This window comes from Nocardia sp. NPDC055321 (assembly GCF_053645575.1).
Genome location: NZ_JBSHMS010000017.1, coordinates 116,185 through 133,908 on the forward strand (window position 1 = coordinate 116,185; position 17,724 = coordinate 133,908).

Sequence of the window (17,724 nt, forward strand, 5' to 3'; positions counted from 1 at the left end):
CGTCACATCATGTTTCACGCACGCAGGAGCTGAACTTGTCACGCTTTACCGGAAAGTCCGCCATCGTCACCGGCGCCGCCCAGGGCATCGGCGCCGCCTATGCCCGGGCGCTGGCCGCCGAGGGCGCGAAGGTCGTCGTCGCCGATCTCAACGCCGAACGCGGCAAGGAGGTCGTGGAATCCATCGCCGCCGCGGGCGGGACGGCGATCTTCGGCGAGGTCGACGTGGCCGACGCCGAATCGGCCACCGCGCTGGCCGATCTCACCCTGCGCGAGTTCGGCGCCATCGACCACCTGGTGAACAACGCCGCGATCTACGGCGACATGAAGCTGAATCTGCTGCTCAGCGTCGACTGGGACTACTACAAGAAGTTCATGAGCGTGAACATGGACGGCGCGCTGATCATGACGCGGGCGGTGTGGAAGCACATGCGCAAGGCCGGTGGCGGGTCGATCGTGAACCAGTCCTCCACCGCCGCGTGGACGTACTCGAGCTTCTACGGCCTGGCCAAGGTGGGGGTCAACGGTCTGACCCAGCAGTTGGCGACCGAATTGGGCGGGGCGAACATTCGGGTGAACGCCATCGCTCCCGGTCCGATCAACACCGACGCGACCAAGAACGTGACCCCGGACGTGATCGTGGAGGACATGGTCAAGCGGCTGCCGCTCAAGCGCATGGGCACCCCGGAGGATCTCGTCGGTGCGTGCCTGTACCTGCTCTCGGACGACGCGTCGTGGGTGACCGGGCAGATCTTCAATGTCGATGGCGGGCAGGTCTTTCGCTGATGACGACACCGGAGAACACGGTGGCCCCGGAGGGGTCCGCACCGCGAGTCGGCTTCCTCGGACTCGGCAACATGGGCGCGCCCATGGCCGAGCGCCTGCTGGACTGGGCCGGCGGCCTGACGGTGTGCGATATGCGCGCCGACGTCGTGACACCGTTCACCGAGCGCGGTGCACAGTTCGCGGCCAGCGGCGCCGAACTGGCCAAGACCTGCGAGCTGATCTGCGTCGCGGTCGTCAGTGACGATCAGGTGCGGGCGGTGGTCGACGGTCCGGACGGCGTGCTGCGCACGGCGGCACCGGGACTGGTGGTGGCCGTGCACTCGACCATCGGCGATCAGCTGGCCGAGGAACTCGCCGCGCGCTGTGCCGAATTCGGGGTGGAGTTCGTCGACGCGCCGGTCAGCGGCGGCGCGGGCGGCGCCAAGAACGGCCGGCTCGCGGTCATGGTCGGCGGTACCGACGCCGCCTTCGCGCGGGTGCGCGCGCCCTTCGCCTGCTTCGCCGACCTGGTGGTGCACGCCGGACCGGCCGGAGCGGGCACGCGAATGAAACTGGCGCGCAACCTGATCCACTTCATTGCCTTCACCGCCGCGACCGAGGCGCAGCGTCTGGCCGAGGTCGCGGGGCTCGACATCACCGTGCTGGGCAAGGTGGTGCGGCATTCGGACGCGGTGACCGGCGGACCGGGCGCGATCATGCTCCGCGATCACACCGGCGAGATCGCCGAGGGCGATTTCTGGCTGCCGATTCTGCGGCACGTGCGGAATCTGGGGGAGAAAGACCTGGCGCTCGCCCTCGAACTGGGTGCGCGCCTGCGGGTCGAGCTGCCGCTCGGGGAGCTCGCCGTGGAACGACTGGGACCCGGACTCGGTGTGCCCGCGGACAATTCGACCAGCGACAAGGAACAGTGATGAGTGATCAGGAATCGGTGAACGGCCAGGAGTCGGCGAACGGGCAGTCGCGCCGCGAGCGTGGACTGGCGAAGATGTCCGAGGTCTACGGCTGGGAGTTCCAGGACGGCCCCGGCGAACACTTCGCCGTCACCGCCGACCATCTCTTCGCCGACATCTGGTCCCGGCCCGAGCTGTCGGTGCGCGACCGCCGCCTGCTGCTGCTGGGCGCGCTCACCGCGCAGGGCTTGTTCGACGTGGCCTCCATCCAGGTCGGCGCGGCCCTGCGCAACGAGGAGCTGACCCCGGAACAACTGCGCGAGATCGCACTGTTCCTGTGCCACTACGTGGGCTGGCCGGCCGGAACCAACCTCGACGGTGTGGTCGGCAAGGCGGTCGCCGACCACCGGAAGGCCACCGCCAAGTCCGGTCAGTAGCGGATCACGCTGCGTCCGACGCGGATCCCCGTCCGCGATCGAGCCCCGTCCCGGTCGCGGACGGGGCTTGGTCGGCGAGCGGTCAGGGCTGATCGGTGAGATAGCCTCCGCGCGCGAAGAACTCGGCTACCGGGGGCTCGGCGCCGTCCGCGGTGCGTACCGCGGTGATGTTCAGGGCGTGATTGGCGCCGCGGAAGGCGGCGGGGCCGCTCACCACCGAGGCCTGGCCGTCGAGCACGACCACGCGGCCGGGTGTCCCGCCGACCGGGTAGTCCGAGACTCGGGCGGACAGGATCTCCACGCGCTCGCCGCGGTAAAAGCTGTAGGCGCGGGGGTAGGGGGCCGAGAGGGCGCGGACGAAGCGTTCGAGATCGGTTGCGTCCCACGACCAGTCGACGCGGCTGTCGATGTCCGCGCGCTTGTGGAAGTAGGTGCGCTCGGCCATGTTCTGCGGGCGCCAGACCGCGGTGCCCTGCTCGAGCGCGTCCAGGGCCTCGTGCACGGCCGCCGGAATCAGATCCATGCCCGCCAGCACGAGTTCGGTGCCGGTCGCGGTGGGGCCGATGGGCAGGGTCTTCTGGATGAGAATGTCGCCGGTGTCGAGGTTTTCGTCCATCCGGTGCACGGTGAGCCCGGTCTCGGTGGCGCCGCTGATGAGCGCCCAGAGCACGGGGGAGAAACCGGTGAACTTCGGCAGCAGCGAGTCGTGCAGGTTCAGCGTGCCGTGCGGGGGCATGGCGTACAGCTCGGCGGGCATCCAGGTGTACCAGCTGTTCACCACGATCACATCGGGTTCGGCGCGCTTGACCAGGTCGATGGTCTCGGTGTCGGCGCGCTCGGTCAGGTGGACGGGAATCCCGTGCGCACGCGCCAGCTCCTCGACCGAGTCGTTCCAGATCGCCTTGTACGAGGACGCGCTCGCCGGATGGGTGACCGAGAGCACCACCTCGTGCCGCGAATCCAGCAGGGCCTGCAGGGTTCTGCGCCCCCAGGTCTGAAAACCGAACGTGACCACCCGCATTCGGGCACCTTTCTGTCGAGGAATGAACTAAGGGTAGCCTCACTAACTGCTCGGTGTCTCGAGTACGTGCGCGGCCTGCGGGAGTGCCGTCGCGGCCGTTCAGAACAGGGCGATCCACATCGCGAGGGGCGCGTTGACGAAACCGTGCACGGCGATGACGAGCCACGGATTGCGATGGCGGGACCAGAGATAGCCCAGGAACAGGCTCTTCACGCCGATGACCGCGACGGCCGCGGCGAGATCGAGCACCGGTCCGTCGCCGCCCAGGATGGCCGCGTGCCAGGCCGCGAACACCACGCTGGTCGCAAGAATCGCTGCCCACCGCCCGTACAGCGATTCGAGCCTGGACTGCAGCCAGAAGCGGTAGAAGACCTCCTCCAGCACCGCGTTGATCACGAAGACCGCCGCGATGGTGACCGGATCCGGTAGCGAGTCCGGCGCGGCGGGGTCCAGCGCGTAGGTGATCAGTACGAACGCCGCGACCGCGGGCAGCGGGCGGAGCCAGCGCCCGGACAGGTCCGTGCGCGTCCACTCGCGCCAGGTCACCAGGCGCAGGGCCAGTGGAAGTATCAGCAGCAGTACGGCTTTCAACCCGAGGAACCAGAGATCGTCGCCGCCGGCCAGGTGCAGGCCCACCGCGAAGGCCACGGCCAGCGCCGCCAGTGACCAGGTCTGCCGGACGCGGACACGGGTGTCGAGGTCCGCGAACGGGTCCGGCGCGGGGGTGCGCGGCGGGATCAGCCGGGCCAGGGCCAGCCCGGCGGCCGCGGGCAGGCCCAGCAGCCAGATCGACCAGGTGTCGGTGTCGTCCGCCGAGAAGCGCACCTCGGTGTTGCCGGTGACGATCAGGATCGTCAGCGCGCCGAGGAACGTCGCCGCCCCGGCGGACAGCAGTGCGGTGCGAATTCGCGAGCCGGTGTTCACCGCGCCCACGCTACCGACGACGGCGTTGCGGCCGCGACACGCCGACGGCTGCTAGCGTGCGGGCTATGCAGAACAGTGTGACAGTGCGAATGGCCGCGCCCGCCGAGGAGATCTGGGGGCTGGTCAGCGACATCACCAACACCGGCAAGTTCAGCCCGGAGACCATCGCGGCCGAATGGCTGGGCGGCGCAACGAGTCCCGCTGTCGGAGTGAAGTTCCGGGGCCGGGTCAACCGGAACGGGTGGGGGCTGAAGTACTGGACCGTGTGCCGGATCATCGCGAGCGAGCCGGGCCGCGAGTTCGCGTTCACCGTGCTCGGGCCGGGCGGAATGGGCATCAATACCTGGCGCTACGAGTTCACGCCGGTCGAGGGCGGCACGGACGTGACCGAGTCGTTCCACCTGCATCAGGAGACGCTGCCGGTGAAGCTGTACTGGCTGGCGGCCGGCTGGACGCGCGGCAAGACGAACCTGGACGGCATGCGCGAGACCCTGAACCGGATCAAGGCCGTCGTGGAGAAGTGAGGGCGCGGGCTGGGTCGTGACGCGATCGGCGTCGGCGGCCCGAGCGTGGCTCAGCGCGCCCTCGACGCGGTGATATCAGCGGTGTGATGTGCACCCGGCAGACTCGCGTGTTGCTGTTGCGTGCGGCTTACGACACCGGGGATGCCGCGCTATCGGTGGTGAGTACATGGACGGCGGGCAGCGGGGTGATCCGTACGCGATTGTCGTGGAAGACCGCGCCGCCCTCGTAGTCCGAATCCCGTTCGGCGATGGTGGCATTGACGGTCGAGCCGCCGCTGAGTTTGGCCCAGCGGCCCTTGGTCGTGGCGGCGACGCCGGTCCGGACCCGGTCGGAGACTTCGGCGACGGCCTCGAACGAGCCCCGGTCGTTGGCGACGAGAATCGGTGCCCCGTCGGTGATTCCGCGCGCGGCGGCGTCGTCGGGATGCAGGGTGACGCGCGACTCCCCGGCGCGGCGGCGCAATTCCGGGTTCGCGCCGAACGTGGAGTTCAGGAAGTAGTGCGAGGCCGCCGAGATCAGCACCAGGCCGTCGCCGGGATCGGCGGGCGGGGTGTAGCCGGGCAGCGGATCGTGTCCGGCGGCCATGGCGCGGGCGGACAGGAACTGGAGCTTGTCGGCGGGCACCGGCTTCGGGGTGATCTTGAGGAAGCCGTCGGCGCGCAGGCGCGCGGTGTCGTGGCCCGCCAGCAGCTGTTCGGCCAGCGCCTCGTCCGAGTCGTACAGGGCGGGTTCGGTCAGCCCCATCCGGTGCGCGAGCCGGCGGAAAGTCTCCGTGGTGGACAGGCATTCGCCCGGCGGCGCGACGGCCGGATCGTTCCACACCAGATAGAGGTGCCCGTAGCCGGCCAGGACGTCGAGGTGCTCGGGCTGCATGGTGGCGGGCAGGATGATGTCGGCGTAGTCGGCGGTGTCGGTGCGGAAGTGTTCGAGCACGACGGTGAACAGATCCTCGCGGGCCAGCCCCGCGCGCACCCGGTTCTGATCCGGGTTCGAGCCGACCGGGTTGGCGGCGATGACGAACAGCGCCTTGACCGGTGGATCATCGACCTCGGTGAGCGCTTCGCCGAGCCGGGTCATTGACAGCGTGCGCACCGGATGCGGCAGCAGGTCCATGCGCAGCAGCGCCGGCTCGTCCAGCTGGAAGTGCCCGCTGGTCGAATAGTGCAGTCCGCCACCGGGAATGGACCAGTCGCCGGTGACCCCGGGCAGGCAGGCCAGCACCCGCAGGGCCATGCCGCCGCCCGCGTGCCGCTGCATACCCTGCGAGGCGCGAATGGCGGTGGGGCGGGTGCGGGCGATCCGCTCGCCCAGCGCCACAATCGAAGCGACCGGCAGACCGGTGATCCCGGCGACCCGCTCGGGCGTGAATTCGGCTATGCGGTCCCGGAATTCGGGCCAGCCGACGGTGTGGGTGTCGATGTACTCCTGATCCTGCGCGCCGAGTCCGACGATCACGTTCAGCAGCCCCAGCGCCAGCGCGGCGTCGGTGCCCGGCAGCGGGGCCAGGTGCTCGTCGCAGCGTTCGGCGGTCTTGGAGCGGATCGGATCGATCGCGACGGTGTACGCGCCGCTGTCCTGGATGAACTTCCACACGTGATGCCCGGAGGTGAGCGGGTTCGTGCCCCACAGCAGGATCAGCCCGGAGTGGGCCAGGTCCTCGGGATCCATGCCGCCGGACCCGCCGAGCGTGTATTTCAACCCGGTGGTGCCGGCGATCGAGCAGATGGTCGCCTTGTGCAGGCTCGCGCCGAGCACGTTGAACAGGCGCCGCCCGGCGTAGCCCTCGAGGCCCTGCAGATATCCCAGACTGCCGGTGCCGTGGAACGGCCAGATGGCCTCGCCGCCGTGTTCGGCGATGATGCCGGTGAGGCGCTCGGCGATCTCGCCGAGCGCCTCGTCCCAGCTGATCCGTTCGAATCGACCCTCGCCCTTGGCGCCGACCCGGCGCAGTGGATAGCGCAGGCGTTCGGGTGAATGCACCTGTTCGAGGTAGCGATTCACCTTCACGCACAGCGCGCCCCGGGTGACCGGATGTTCCTTGTTGCCGCGCAGTTCCACCGCGGCTCCGTCGCGCACGGTGACCACCCAGGAGCAGGCGTCCGGGCAGTCGAGCGGGCAGGCGCCGAGGACCTTCATGATCACGATCGTAGGACCCCGGCCGTTCCGGGGCGCGGCGTGCGGGGTCCTATCACCGGGCCGCCACGCCTACAGCGGCGTCACGTACGCCCCGGAGATCCCGCCGTCCACCAGGAACTGCGAGGCCGTCATGAAGGACGAGTCGTCGCTGGCCAGGAACGCGACCGCGGCGGCGATCTCCTCGGGTTCGGCGAACCGGCCCACCGGAATGTGCACCAGACGCCGTGCCGCGCGCTCGGGATCCTTCGCGAACAGCTCCTGCAGCAGCGGGGTGTTCACCGGGCCGGGGCACAGCGCGTTGACGCGAATGCCCTGGCGCGCGAACTGCACGCCGAGTTCGCGGCTCATGGCCAGCACGCCGCCCTTGGACGCGGTGTAGGAGATCTGCGAGGTCGCCGCGCCCATGACCGCCACGAACGACGCGGTGTTGATGATCGAGCCCTTACCGCGCACGAGCATGTGCTCGATGGCGTACTTGCTGCACAGGTACACCGAGGTCAGGTTGACCTCCTGCACCCGGCGCCACGCCTCGAGCCCGGTGGTGAGAATGGAGTCGTCGTCCGGCGGGGAGATGCCCGCGTTGTTGAAGGCGATGTCGACCCCGCCGTAGGTGTCCGCGGCCTGCTGGAACAGGGCCCGCACCTGGGTCTCGTCGGTGACGTCGACCTTCACGTACAGCCCGTCGACCTCCGCGGCGGCGGCCTGTCCCGAGGTGGCGTCGATATCGGCGACGACGACCCGGGCGCCCTCGGCGGCGAAACGCCGGACCGTGGCCAGACCGATCCCACTGCCGCCGCCGGTGACGACCGCTACTCGATCCTGTAAGCGCTGCAACATATCTCCTCTGGTGCTCGGTGGGTTGGTCAGTCGGTGGCGATGAAGACGTTCTTGGTCTCGGTGAACGCGCGCGCGGCGTCCGGGCCCAGTTCGCGGCCGAGGCCGGACTGTTTGAAACCGCCGAACGGCGTCCAGTAACGCACCGAGGAATGCGAGTTCACCGACAGGTTCCCCGCCTCCACGGCCCGGCTCACCCGCAGCGCCCGGCCCACGTCGGAGGTCCAGATCGAGCCGGACAGGCCGTATTCGGTGTCGTTGGCGATGCGGATGGCGTCGGCCTCGTCCTCGAAGGGCAGCACCGCGACGACAGGTCCGAACACCTCCTCGGTCAGGACCCGATCGGCCGGGCCCTGCGGGAGTACGACGGTGGGTGCGAACCAGAACCCGGGCCCGTCCGGGCGGTCGCCGGTGAAGGCCACCTTGGTCGAGGGTTCGAGGAAGCTCGCCACCCGCTCGCGGTGCGCGGCGGAGATGAGCGGTCCCATCTCGGTGGACTCGAGCGCCGGATCGCCGACCCGCACCCCGCGCACCGCGGGTTCGAGCAGTTCGAGGAAGCGATCGAACACACCGCGCTGCACCAGGATTCGCGACCGCGCGCAGCAGTCCTGCCCGGCGTTGTCGAACACCGCGTAGGGCGCGGTGGCCGCGGCCTTCTCCAGATCCGCGTCGGCGAACACGATGTTGGCGCTCTTGCCCCCGAGCTCGAGGGTCACCCGCTTCACCTGCTCGGCGCAGCCGGTCATGATCTGCTTGCCGACCTCGGTGGAACCGGTGAAGACCACCTTGCGGACGGCGGGGTGGGTGACGAACCGCTGCCCGACCACCGAACCCTTGCCCGCGATCACCTGGAAGACGTTCTCCGGCAACCCCGCCTGAACAGCCAGCTCCGCCAAACGCAGCGCCGTGAGCGGGGTCAGCTCGGCGGGTTTGAGGACGACGGTGTTGCCGGCGGCCAACGCGGGACCGAAACCCCAGGCGGCGATGGGCATGGGGAAGTTCCAGGGCACGATGATGCCGACCACGCCCAGTGGTTCGCAGAAGGTGACGTCGATCCCGCCCGCGACCGGAATCTGGCTGCCCAGCAGGCGTTCCGGGAGCCCGGCGCTGTAGTGCAGCACGTCGCGGGCGTTTCCCGCCTCCCAGCGCGCGTTGCCGAGGGTGTGCCCGGAGTTGCGGACCTCGAGCCCGGCCAGGTTCTCGAGATCGGCGTCGACAGCGTCGGCGAAGCGGCGCAGCAGCCGCGCGCGATCGCCGGGCGCGACGTCCCGCCAGCCCGGCGCGGCGCGGTGCGCGCGCTCGATCGCGGCGTCGGTCGCGGCGATGTCGGCCGCCTCGACGGTCGCGATGACCTCCTCGGTCGCGGGGTTGATCACCTGGGATGTCGTCACCGATCGCGCTCCTGTCCGTATGTCGTTGCCGCCGCTACCAATGCCCGCATGAGCCGATGATCGGTCAGATCCGCCTCCGGGTGCCATTGCACACCGATCAGGAAGGATTCGCCACGCGATTCGATCGCTTCGATGGTGCCGTCGGCGGCGTGTGCGGTGGCGCGCAGCGGTTCGGCGAGTCGTTCGATGGCCTGATGGTGGTGGCAGTTCGCCTTGACCTCGGGACCGATGATCGCGGCCACCAGACTGCCCGCGACGGTCGTGACGCGGGTGGCGCCGAAGACCCCGGGGGTGCGGGCGTGATCGGTGTGCCCCAGCACATCCGGCAGATGCTGGACCAGGGTGCCGCCCAGCGCCGCGTTCACCAGTTGCAGCCCGCGGCACACGGCCAGCACCGGAATGCCCTCGGCCCGGGCCAGTTCGAACAGCGAGAACTCCGATTCGTCGCGTTCGGGCCGGGTGCCGCGGGTCGCGGGATCGGGGGCCGCGCCGTAGCGGGACGGCTCGAGATCGGCCCCGCCGGTCAGGACGATGCCGTCGAGGCGGCGCACCAGTTCGCGCCGCGCGGTCCCCACGGGCGGCAGCAGCACGGCGGTGCCGCCGGCGTGTTCGACCAGATCGACGTAATCCCGCGGCAGCAGCGCGCATTCCTGATCCCAGACCCCGTAGCGAGCGCGCTCGGAGTACATGGTCAGGCCGATCACGGGCCGGAAGGCAGGCGCTCGCGGATCGCGCACCGCCGCTGCGGTTTCCGCGGTCACCGGTGCGCTGCCGGGGTCAGAGCCGTTCGAAGCCACGCACACGCTCCCAGTCGGTCACGGCCGCGTCGAAGGCGTCGAGTTCCACCTGCGCGGCGTTGCGGTAGTGGCCGACGACGTCCGCGCCGAAGGCGGTCTGCGCGGCCTTGCTCTCGCCGAACAGCAGGGCGGCCTCGCGCAGGGTGCTCGGCACGCGGGGGCGGTCCGAGCGGTAGGCGTTGCCCCGGAACTCCGGTTCCAGGGGCAGGGCGTTCTCGATGCCGTGCAGGCCCGCGGCGATGGTCGCGGCGACCGCGAGGTAGGGGTTCACGTCCCCGCCGGGCACCCGGTTCTCGAAGCGCAGCGACGGGCCGTGACCCACCACGCGCAGCGCGCAGGTGCGATTGTCCCGGCCCCAGGCGATGGCCGTCGGTGCGAAACTGCCGGCCTGGAAGCGCTTGTAGGAGTTGATGTTCGGCGCCAGCAGGTAGGTGAACTCGCGCAGGCATTCGAGCTGACCGGCCAGGAAGTGCCGCAGGATCGCCGACTCGCCGATCGCGCCGTCGCCCGGGAAGACCGGATCACCCGACTCGGTGCGCAGGCTCAGGTGGATGTGGCACGAATTGCCTTCGCGTTCATTGTATTTGGCCATGAAGGTGAGGCTGCGCCCCTCCTGGGCGGCGATCTCCTTCGCGCCGGTCTTGTAGATGGTGTGGTTGTCGCAGGTGATCAGCGCCTCGTCGTAGCGGAACGCGATCTCGTGCTGGCCGGGATTGCATTCGCCCTTGGCCGATTCGGTGTACATGCCCGCGCCGTCCATCTCGGTGCGGATGCGGCGCAGCAGCGGCTCGATGCGGGTGGTGCCCAGCATCGAGTAGTCCACGTTGTACTGGTTGGCCGGGGTGAGATCGCGGTAGCCGCCGCGAAAGGCCGCCTCGTAACTGTCGTCGAAGACCAGGAACTCGAGTTCGGTGCCGACGTAGGCGCGCAGGCCGTGGGCGGCCAGGCGGTCCAGCTGGGCGCGCAGCACCTGGCGCGGGGACGCGGTGACCGGGGTGCGGGCGGGCTCGACCTGTTCCACGTCGCACAGCACCAGCGCGGTGCCGGGCAGCCACGGCACCAGCCGCAGGGTGGCGAGGTCGGGGCGCAGCACGAAATCGCCGTAGCCGGTGTCCCAGGAGGACATGGCGTACCCGTCCACGGTGGCCATCTCGACGTCCACCGCCAGCAGGTAGTTGCACGCCTCGGTGGCGTGGTCGAGCACCTCGTCGACGAAATACCTTGCCGAGCAACGCTTTCCCTGGAGGCGACCCTGCATGTCGGTCATGGCGACCAACACGGTGTCCAGCGTCCCCGCCTCGATTCGCTGCTTCAGTTCGGCAACACTCAGCATCCCGGTTCGCATCACGACCCCTCTCGGCGGCAATGCCGATCACGCTAAGCGAAGTCCGGGCAGTCGGCTGCCCGAACGCGCGATGCGCTCGGCGGCACCCAGTCTGGCCGGTGCCGCGCGCGCCGGCGCGATGCCACACCGGAGTGCGCCGGGAGCAAGGTCGATCATTTTCCTGAAAGTTCGCTGCGGCGGTCGTACCGTAGTGGAGGGCAGAAACACCATGCCGCACAGAAGGTTCCGCTGGTCGGTGGTCCAGCGGTTTTGCTTTGCTCGAGAATGCACCGTCAGCGTTGTGATACAGGGCCAGGGGGTTGCTGTGCAGCCGTTCGAACTTCCCGACTTCTACATGCCGTATCCGGCCAGGATCAATCCCCATCTCGAACAGGCCCGCGCGCACACCCGGGGGTGGGCCGCGCGGATGGGCTTCTTCGAACCGCAGGGGGGCCATCACATCTGGGACGAGACCGACCTGGAACGGCACGACTACGGTTTGCTGTGCGCCTACACCCACCCCGACTGTGACGGCCCGGAACTGGACCTGATCACCGACTGGTACGTGTGGGTCTTCTACTTCGACGATCACTTCCTCGAGCTGTTCAAGAAGACCGGCGACACCCGCGGGGCCCGGGACTACCTCGAACGCCTGCGCGCCTTCATGCCGCTGGACAGCGTCGAGATGCCCGAACCCACCAACCCGGTGGAGCGCGGCCTGGCCGATCTGTGGCCGCGCACCGTGCCGAGCATGTCCCTGGACTGGCGGCGGCGCTTCGCCACCACCACGCAGGCGCTGCTCGAGGAATCCCGGTGGGAGCTGGCCAACATCACCGAGGGCCGCATCGCCAACCCCATCGAGTACATCGAGATGCGGCGCAAGGTCGGCGGGGCGCCCTGGTCGGCGAACCTGGTGGAACACGCGGTGGCGGCGGAGGTTCCGGCCGAGTTGGCCGCGACCCGGCCGCTGCGCGTGCTGTGCGACACCTTCGCCGACGGCGTGCACCTGCGCAACGACATCTTCTCCTACGAGCGCGAGGTGCGGTCCGAGGGCGAGAACGCCAACGGCATCCTGGTCGTGGAACGCTTCCTGGGCTGCGAGACCCAGGCCGCCGCGGAGATCGTCAACGACCTGCTGACCTCGCGGGTACAGCAGTTCGAATACACCGCGCTCACCGAATTGCCGCTGCTGTTCGCCGAATACGGGGCCACGCCCCGGGCGCAGCTGGCGGTCGCCGCGTACGCCAAGGGGCTGCAGGACTGGCAGGCCGGCGGGCACGAATGGCATCTGCGCTCGAGCCGGTACATGAACAAATCGGGCAACCGCAAGAGCGCGACCGCCGCCCTGGCCACCGGGCTCGCGCCGAACGGGCTCGGGATGTCGGCGCTCCGCCTCACCCCGGGCGCCCTGGGGCTCGGCCCCCGCGTGCGCAGCTTCGCCCACGCCCCGGAGCCGGTCGGCCCGACGCCGCTGCCGGAGATCTACATGCCCTTCACTTTGCGGCTCAACCCGCTGGTGGACCGCGCGCGCGAGCGCACCGTGGAGTGGGCGCGCGCGATGGGCATGCTCGAACCCGCGCCCGGGATCGAGGTGAACATCTGGTCCGAGCGCGATCTGCGCGATTTCGACTTCCCGCTCTGCGCGGCCGGATTGGACCCGGACGCGACCGGCGACGAACTCGACCTGTCGAGTCAGTGGCTCACCTGGGGCACCTATCTCGACGACTACTACCCGGCCGTCTTCTTCCCCGCCAAGAACGTGGTCGCGGCCAAGGCGCAGGGGGTGCGGCTGGCCGAGTTCATGCCGGTCGAGGGGGTGGCCGCCGAGCTACCCGCCAATCCGCTCGAGGCCGGGCTGGCCGATCTGTGGTCACGCACCACCGCGCCCATGGACGGCGCGCAGAAGCGGGAATTCCGCACGGCCATCCAGAGTTTCCTGACCGCCTGCGAGTGGGAGGTGCTCAATCACACGCTGCACCGCATCCCCGACCCCATCGACTACGTCGAGATGCGCAGGGACACCTTCGGTTCGGACCTGACCAAATCACTGTCCCGGCTCTCGCACGGCAATCTCGTTCCGCCGCAGATCTACCGGACCCAGACGCTGTCGAATCTGGAGAACACCGCGGCCGACTACGCCGTGCTGCTCAACGATCTGTTCTCGTATCAGAAGGAAACCGAGTTCGAGGGCGACTTCCACAACGGCGTCCGGGTCATCCGCAATTTCCTGGGCTGCGACCGGGATCGGGCCGTCGCCGTGGTCAACGACCTGATGACCGCGCGCATGGAGCAGTTCGAGCGGGTGGTGAGCGTGGAGTTGCCCACGCTCTACGAGGAATACGAGCTCGAACCCGACGTGCGCCGGGTGCTCGATCGGCGCGCCCGGGAACTGCAGGACTGGCTGGCGGGAATCCTGCACTGGCACCTGGAATGCCGGCGCTACGGCGAGGAGCAGTTGATCGCGCGGTACCGTCCCGCACCACCGATGCCCGCCGCCCCGGTGACCCCGGGATTCACCCGGCCGTCCGGACTCGGCACCACCGCGTACCGGTTCGGTGCGGCGCGCGCCGTGCACAGCTGAACCGGCGACGACCCCGGGCGGCTCGAACCGGGCCGCCCGGAACGCCGTATTGCTCCGGGGACCCGCGGTGCGGTCGCTACCCTGGAGGCTCGACGGCGGAAGGTGGGGGAATCAGGTGAATACCGGAGCGGTATCGGTGGCCTTGCCGATCGCGCTGGCCGTGATCATGTTCGGGCTGGGATTGTCGCTGACCATCGACGATTTCGCGCGTGTCGCGCGGCATCCGAAGGTGGTCGCGATCGCGCTGATCTGCCAGGTGCTGGTGCTGCCGGCGCTCGCGTTCGGGTTGATTCTGGCGTTCGATCTGCCGCCGTTGCTCGCGGTGGGCATGATGCTGCTGGCGGCCTCGCCAGGCGGGGCGTCGGCGAATCTGTTCAGCCATCTGTTCCGCGGTGACGTGGCGCTCAATGTCTCACTGACGGCGGTCAATTCGGTGATCTCGGTGGTCACCATCCCGGTGCTGGTGAACTTCGCCATCGACTATTTCGAGCCGGTCGACGACACCGGTGCGATCGGGCTGCAGCTGGGCAAGGTGGTGCAGGTCTTCGCGGTCGTGCTGGTACCGGTGGTGTTCGGCATGATTCTGCGGCGGGCGGCCCCGGGGTTCGCCGAGCGCATGGACAAGCCCGTGCGGATCGCCTCGGTGGTGCTGCTGGCGCTGGTCGTGGTGGTGGGCGTGAGCGCCGAGCGGTCCGACGCGGCGGGCTATCTGCGCCAGGTCGGCGCCATCACCGCGCTGTTCTGCCTGCTCAGCCTGACCACCGGTTATTTCGTGCCGCGCCGGCTCGGAATCGGGCGGCGCCAGGCCATCGCCTGTTCGATGGAGATCGGCATCCACAACAGCGCCATCTCCATCACCATCGCCATCAGCGTGCTGGACAGCACCCAGATCGCCGTGCCGGCGGCGGTGTACGCCATTCTCATGACGCCGATGGCCGCGGCCGTCGGCTGGCTGCTGACGCGCTCGCGGCACCCGCGGCACGACGCGGCGGATCTGCAACGCGCCGATTCCTGAAGGAGGCCGGGGCCTCACGGGCGCGGGCTGGCCAGCCGCGTCGGTTGCAACCGGCCCCGCAGGGTGACCGATTCGCCGAGATTCCAGTGCTTCTGCTCGGCCGCGTCGGCCGCGGCGACGGTGTTCTCCGAGGCCAGCACGCGCGCGTCGTAGGACTTGGCGAGCTCGCACAGGCGCGCGGCCTCGTTGACCGCGTCGCCGATCACGGTGAACTCGTAGCGGCGGTGCGCGCCCACGTTCCCGGCGACCACCCGCCCGGCGGCGACACCGATGGCGGCGTCGAATTCGCGGGCGGCGCCGGTCAATCGGGCACGGATGGCGCGGGCCGCGGACAGGGCCGCGGCGGCGGGGTCGGTCAGCGGCGCGGGGGTGCCGAAGACCGCCAGGGCCGCGTCGCCCTCGAACTTGTTCACCAGGCCGCCCGCCAGCTCGACCTCGTCGACCACGATGGCGAAGAACTCGTTGAGGATGGTGACGATCTCGGGGGCCGGGCGCGAGGCGGCCATGGTGGTGGAGCCGATGATGTCGATGAAGATCGCGGCGGCGTAGCACTCCTCGCCGCCGAGCTCCTGATTGCGTTCGAGGGCCGCGGCCGCGACATCGTGACCGACGTGGCGGCCGAACAGGTCGCGGATCTGCTCCCGTTCGCGCAGACCCTGCACCATGCGGTTGAAACCGCTTTGCAGTTCTCCCAATTCGGTGCCGTCGTACACGGTGACGGCGGCGTCGAGATCGCCGTTCTCGACCCGGCGCAGCGCGTTGCGCACGCCGCGGATCGGGGCGACGGTGGCCGCGAGGGTCTGGGCCATGAGCAGGCCGCCGAACACCAGGGTCGCCCCGCCGAGCGACAGCACGCAGACCGCGAGCCGCGCGGTGCTGATGTCCATGCCGCACAGCGCGAGCAGCGCCACCACCATGAGCAGCGCGACCGGGATACCCGAGCCCAGCACCCAGACCAGGGCCGAACGACCGAACACGCCCACGCCGCGGGCCTGCCGGGACGGGGTCGCGTCCAAGACCCGAGCGGTCACCGCGCGCAGCGCGAACTCGGCGACCAGATAGCTGTTGGCGCACACCACGATCGCGCTGAACCCGATACCGAGCAGGAACTTCGGGACGAAGACCGGGTCCATGAACCCGTACAGCGGGGTCAGCACCGCCATGCCCCCGAGCCACAGCGCGGCCTGCTGGAACGCCAGCCGGCGCGGCACCCGCGCGGCGGCCCGGCGTTCCTTCTCGTCGGGCACGTAGTCGTCGTCGGTGGCCCACCGCAGTGTCCGCACACCCCACACCGTGCCCCACGTCATGCCCACCACCAGCGCGAGCGCGGCGTACAGCGGCGTGGCCAGGAAGTTCAGCAGGATCAGATCCCGCGTGAACACCGACGGACCGGGCAGCACCGCCCCGATCAGCGCGATGGCCACCGCGATCCCGACCAGATTTCCCAGAATGAGCGGCACGGTGAGCAGCGTCTGTACACGCACCCGCCGCGACAGCGCCCCTTCGTTCGCGGGCCCGAGCAATCGCGACCCCCACGGCGCCGACCCCAGCGCCCTGCGCTCCCCGCCATCGACCATGCGGCCAGCCTAGGGGAAATGCCGTCCCGCCGACCGCTCCAGCCCTGTTCGACGGTCGTCGTCCCGCCAACCCGGCCGAACGCGTTCTGGGAGCCGTCCGCGCCGGCCGCTCGCGACCGCGTGGAGACCGTGAGGTTCAACGACTTCGGCTGGGCACGCGGGCCGGGTGACTACGCCGTGTCACCCGCTCGCTCGCCCCGCCGCCTGTTTCGTCAGCGGTGCGGGCCGGTCAGGGCGATGGTGTGGGCCCGGGTCAGCTCGCGGGGGGATCTGTTCGGACGTTGCGGTGCAGGACCACCTGGACGACCGCGTCGGTGCGCGCCCGCAATTCGTGGGGATCGCCGCCCTCGATGTGGATCACGCTGCCGGGTGCCAGGACGTGGGACGTCGTGCCGGACGCGGCGGTGACATCCAGGTCGATCTCGCCGGACACGCAGGTGATGAAGATCGGGCCGGCGGCGCGGTGCTCGGCCAGGACCTGGCCGGCTCGAAAGCTGATGCGTACCAGCGTGAGTCCGGTGCCCTGCAGCAGGCGCTGGGGGTTGGGGGTCGCGCCGTCGCGCGGCACCCAGGCGGTCGTGTCGTGGGCTGTCGGGGCGGTGCTGGTCGTCACGCGTTCGGCTTCCTGGCGATGATGGAGATGGCGATGAGGCTGTCGCGATGGGCCTCGAAGGTGGCGCGCATCGCCAGCACCCGTTCGCGGGCGGGGCGGTCGCGCAGGACGTTGCGGATGATGCGGGCGGTGCCGAGCAGGCCCTCGTCGGCGATCACGCGGCGCGGGCGCAGCAGGGCCATCGGCGCGAAATCGATGGTGTCGATGACGAATCCGGCCGCGGTGAGGGTGGACGTCCATTCCGAGGCTGTCAGCGGGCGGGCGTTGACCTTGATGGAGCGGGACATCGCCTTGCGGATGTCGGTCTTGATCTCGTCGGGCAGATCGTCGGGGCGCAGGGCCAGCTCGTGGATGGCGTAGCGGCCGCCGGGCCGCAGCACCCGGAACGCCTCGGCGACGATCTCGGCCTTGTGCGGGTCGGTCTGCATGGTCAGCATCGCCTCGCCGACGACCGCGTCGGCGGACTCGGCGGGCAGACCGGTCGCTGCGGCGTCCCCGGCGGTGATCTCGCCGCGGCCACCGATGGCCGCGGTGGTGAGCGCGGCCGCGTTCGGATCGGCTTCCACCCCGCGATAGCTTGCGGGACCGTGCTCGAGAATGAGCGCGGCGGTCTTGCCCAGTCCGGGCGCCAGTTCCACGACCTCGGCCCCGCGCAGCGCGGCGGCGTCGAGCATTCGCTCGGTCATGGCCTTGCCGCCGGGGCGCAGAATGCGCTTGCCGAGCCGGGCCAGCAGCCAGTGGCCGGGGATGTGCGCGGAGTCGCGTTCGTCGAAGGGCAGGGGTGTGGTCATGGCACGGGTGTCCTGTCGGTTCGGCCGCTGGTCGCGGCGGTCCTACAATCGATCGGGTCAGTCGTCATCGGTCGCGGCGTGAG

16 protein-coding genes are annotated in these 17,724 nt (G+C 69.8%); 6 read left to right on the forward strand and 10 right to left on the reverse strand.

What is annotated here, in order from left to right; translation table 11 throughout:
* Positions 1-35: 35 nt before the first annotated feature.
* Genes ACWIGI_RS26655 through ACWIGI_RS26665 form a run of 3 tightly spaced genes read left to right on the forward strand, consistent with a single transcriptional unit; the run spans position 36 to position 2,112 of the window.
* Positions 36-785: an SDR family oxidoreductase gene (locus ACWIGI_RS26655; protein ID WP_454205209.1), complete on the forward strand. Its 750-nt coding sequence runs from the start codon at positions 36-38 to the stop codon at positions 783-785.
* Positions 785-1,696 carry an NAD(P)-dependent oxidoreductase gene (locus ACWIGI_RS26660; protein ID WP_454205210.1) on the forward strand — a complete coding sequence of 304 codons (912 nt, stop codon included), beginning with the start codon at positions 785-787 and terminating at the stop codon, positions 1,694-1,696. Before ACWIGI_RS26655 ends, ACWIGI_RS26660 begins: the two co-directional genes overlap by 1 nt.
* Entirely contained in the window at positions 1,696-2,112 is a 417-nt protein-coding gene (locus tag ACWIGI_RS26665) for a carboxymuconolactone decarboxylase family protein (RefSeq protein ID WP_454205211.1), read from the forward strand. The genes ACWIGI_RS26660 and ACWIGI_RS26665 overlap by 1 nt, the downstream gene beginning before the upstream one ends.
* 82 nt (positions 2,113-2,194) lie before the next feature.
* Here the strand turns inward: ACWIGI_RS26665 and ACWIGI_RS26670 are convergent, their stop codons facing one another.
* Positions 2,195-3,133: a methionyl-tRNA formyltransferase gene (locus ACWIGI_RS26670; RefSeq protein ID WP_454205212.1), complete on the reverse strand. Its 939-nt coding sequence runs from the start codon at positions 3,131-3,133 to the stop codon at positions 2,195-2,197.
* Between the two features lie 99 nt (positions 3,134-3,232).
* Positions 3,233-4,057, reverse strand: coding sequence for a CPBP family intramembrane glutamic endopeptidase (locus tag ACWIGI_RS26675; RefSeq protein ID WP_454205213.1), 825 nt, complete (start codon positions 4,055-4,057; stop codon positions 3,233-3,235).
* Between the two features lie 65 nt (positions 4,058-4,122).
* On the opposite strand from ACWIGI_RS26675, the gene ACWIGI_RS26680 reads away from it, so the two are divergent.
* On the forward strand, positions 4,123-4,581 hold the full coding sequence (locus ACWIGI_RS26680) for an SRPBCC family protein (protein ID WP_454205214.1): 459 nt from the start codon (positions 4,123-4,125) through the stop codon (positions 4,579-4,581).
* A gap of 127 nt (positions 4,582-4,708) precedes the next feature.
* Here the strand turns inward: ACWIGI_RS26680 and ACWIGI_RS26685 are convergent, their stop codons facing one another.
* The 5 genes from ACWIGI_RS26685 to ACWIGI_RS26705 form a co-directional block, all read right to left on the reverse strand.
* Positions 4,709-6,718 carry a molybdopterin-containing oxidoreductase family protein gene (locus ACWIGI_RS26685; protein ID WP_454205215.1) on the reverse strand — a complete coding sequence of 670 codons (2,010 nt, stop codon included), beginning with the start codon at positions 6,716-6,718 and terminating at the stop codon, positions 4,709-4,711.
* A 69-nt stretch (positions 6,719-6,787) separates the two neighbouring features.
* Entirely contained in the window at positions 6,788-7,555 is a 768-nt protein-coding gene (locus ACWIGI_RS26690; RefSeq protein ID WP_454205216.1) for a 3-oxoacyl-ACP reductase, read from the reverse strand.
* Between the two features lie 26 nt (positions 7,556-7,581).
* Complete coding sequence (locus ACWIGI_RS26695) at positions 7,582-8,943, reverse strand: aldehyde dehydrogenase family protein (protein ID WP_454205217.1); 1,362 nt, start codon at positions 8,941-8,943, stop codon at positions 7,582-7,584.
* A complete protein-coding gene (locus ACWIGI_RS26700; protein ID WP_454205218.1) occupies positions 8,940-9,740 on the reverse strand; it encodes a gamma-glutamyl-gamma-aminobutyrate hydrolase family protein in 801 nt (266 codons plus the stop codon). Before ACWIGI_RS26700 ends, ACWIGI_RS26695 begins: the two co-directional genes overlap by 4 nt.
* Complete coding sequence (locus tag ACWIGI_RS26705; RefSeq protein ID WP_454205219.1) at positions 9,721-11,085, reverse strand: glutamine synthetase family protein; 1,365 nt, start codon at positions 11,083-11,085, stop codon at positions 9,721-9,723. Before ACWIGI_RS26705 ends, ACWIGI_RS26700 begins: the two co-directional genes overlap by 20 nt.
* A 304-nt stretch (positions 11,086-11,389) precedes the next feature.
* On the opposite strand from ACWIGI_RS26705, the gene ACWIGI_RS26710 reads away from it, so the two are divergent.
* Entirely contained in the window at positions 11,390-13,645 is a 2,256-nt protein-coding gene (locus ACWIGI_RS26710; RefSeq protein WP_454205220.1) for a terpene synthase family protein, read from the forward strand.
* Positions 13,646-13,760: 115 nt separating this feature from the next.
* Entirely contained in the window at positions 13,761-14,660 is a 900-nt protein-coding gene (locus ACWIGI_RS26715; RefSeq protein ID WP_454205221.1) for a bile acid:sodium symporter family protein, read from the forward strand.
* A gap of 14 nt (positions 14,661-14,674) precedes the next feature.
* Here the strand turns inward: ACWIGI_RS26715 and ACWIGI_RS26720 are convergent, their stop codons facing one another.
* The 3 genes from ACWIGI_RS26720 to ACWIGI_RS26730 form a co-directional block, all read right to left on the reverse strand.
* Complete coding sequence (locus ACWIGI_RS26720) at positions 14,675-16,237, reverse strand: adenylate/guanylate cyclase domain-containing protein (RefSeq protein WP_454205222.1); 1,563 nt, start codon at positions 16,235-16,237, stop codon at positions 14,675-14,677.
* Between the two features lie 253 nt (positions 16,238-16,490).
* The gene (locus ACWIGI_RS26725; protein ID WP_454205223.1) at positions 16,491-16,850 is read right to left on the reverse strand and encodes a cupin domain-containing protein; all 360 of its coding nucleotides are present in this window, start codon (positions 16,848-16,850) and stop codon (positions 16,491-16,493) included.
* On the reverse strand, positions 16,847-17,641 hold the full coding sequence (locus tag ACWIGI_RS26730) for a class I SAM-dependent methyltransferase (protein WP_454205224.1): 795 nt from the start codon (positions 17,639-17,641) through the stop codon (positions 16,847-16,849). Before ACWIGI_RS26730 ends, ACWIGI_RS26725 begins: the two co-directional genes overlap by 4 nt.
* Positions 17,642-17,724 lie beyond the last annotated feature (83 nt).

What these genes read in the sequence shown, in the direction of transcription:
- ACWIGI_RS26730 (WP_454205224.1), bottom strand. Translation starts at nt 17,641, where the DNA reads ATGACCACACCCCTGCCCTTCGACGAACGCGACTCCGCGCACATCCCC.
- ACWIGI_RS26720 (WP_454205222.1), bottom strand. Translation starts at nt 16,237, where the DNA reads ATGGTCGATGGCGGGGAGCGCAGGGCGCTGGGGTCGGCGCCGTGGGGG.
- ACWIGI_RS26705 (WP_454205219.1), bottom strand. Translation starts at nt 11,085, where the DNA reads ATGCGAACCGGGATGCTGAGTGTTGCCGAACTGAAGCAGCGAATCGAG.
- ACWIGI_RS26665 (WP_454205211.1), top strand. Translation starts at nt 1,696, where the DNA reads ATGAGTGATCAGGAATCGGTGAACGGCCAGGAGTCGGCGAACGGGCAG.
- ACWIGI_RS26670 (WP_454205212.1), bottom strand. Translation starts at nt 3,133, where the DNA reads ATGCGGGTGGTCACGTTCGGTTTTCAGACCTGGGGGCGCAGAACCCTG.
- ACWIGI_RS26680 (WP_454205214.1), top strand. Translation starts at nt 4,123, where the DNA reads ATGCAGAACAGTGTGACAGTGCGAATGGCCGCGCCCGCCGAGGAGATC.
- ACWIGI_RS26685 (WP_454205215.1), bottom strand. Translation starts at nt 6,718, where the DNA reads ATGAAGGTCCTCGGCGCCTGCCCGCTCGACTGCCCGGACGCCTGCTCC.
- ACWIGI_RS26690 (WP_454205216.1), bottom strand. Translation starts at nt 7,555, where the DNA reads ATGTTGCAGCGCTTACAGGATCGAGTAGCGGTCGTCACCGGCGGCGGC.
- ACWIGI_RS26660 (WP_454205210.1), top strand. Translation starts at nt 785, where the DNA reads ATGACGACACCGGAGAACACGGTGGCCCCGGAGGGGTCCGCACCGCGA.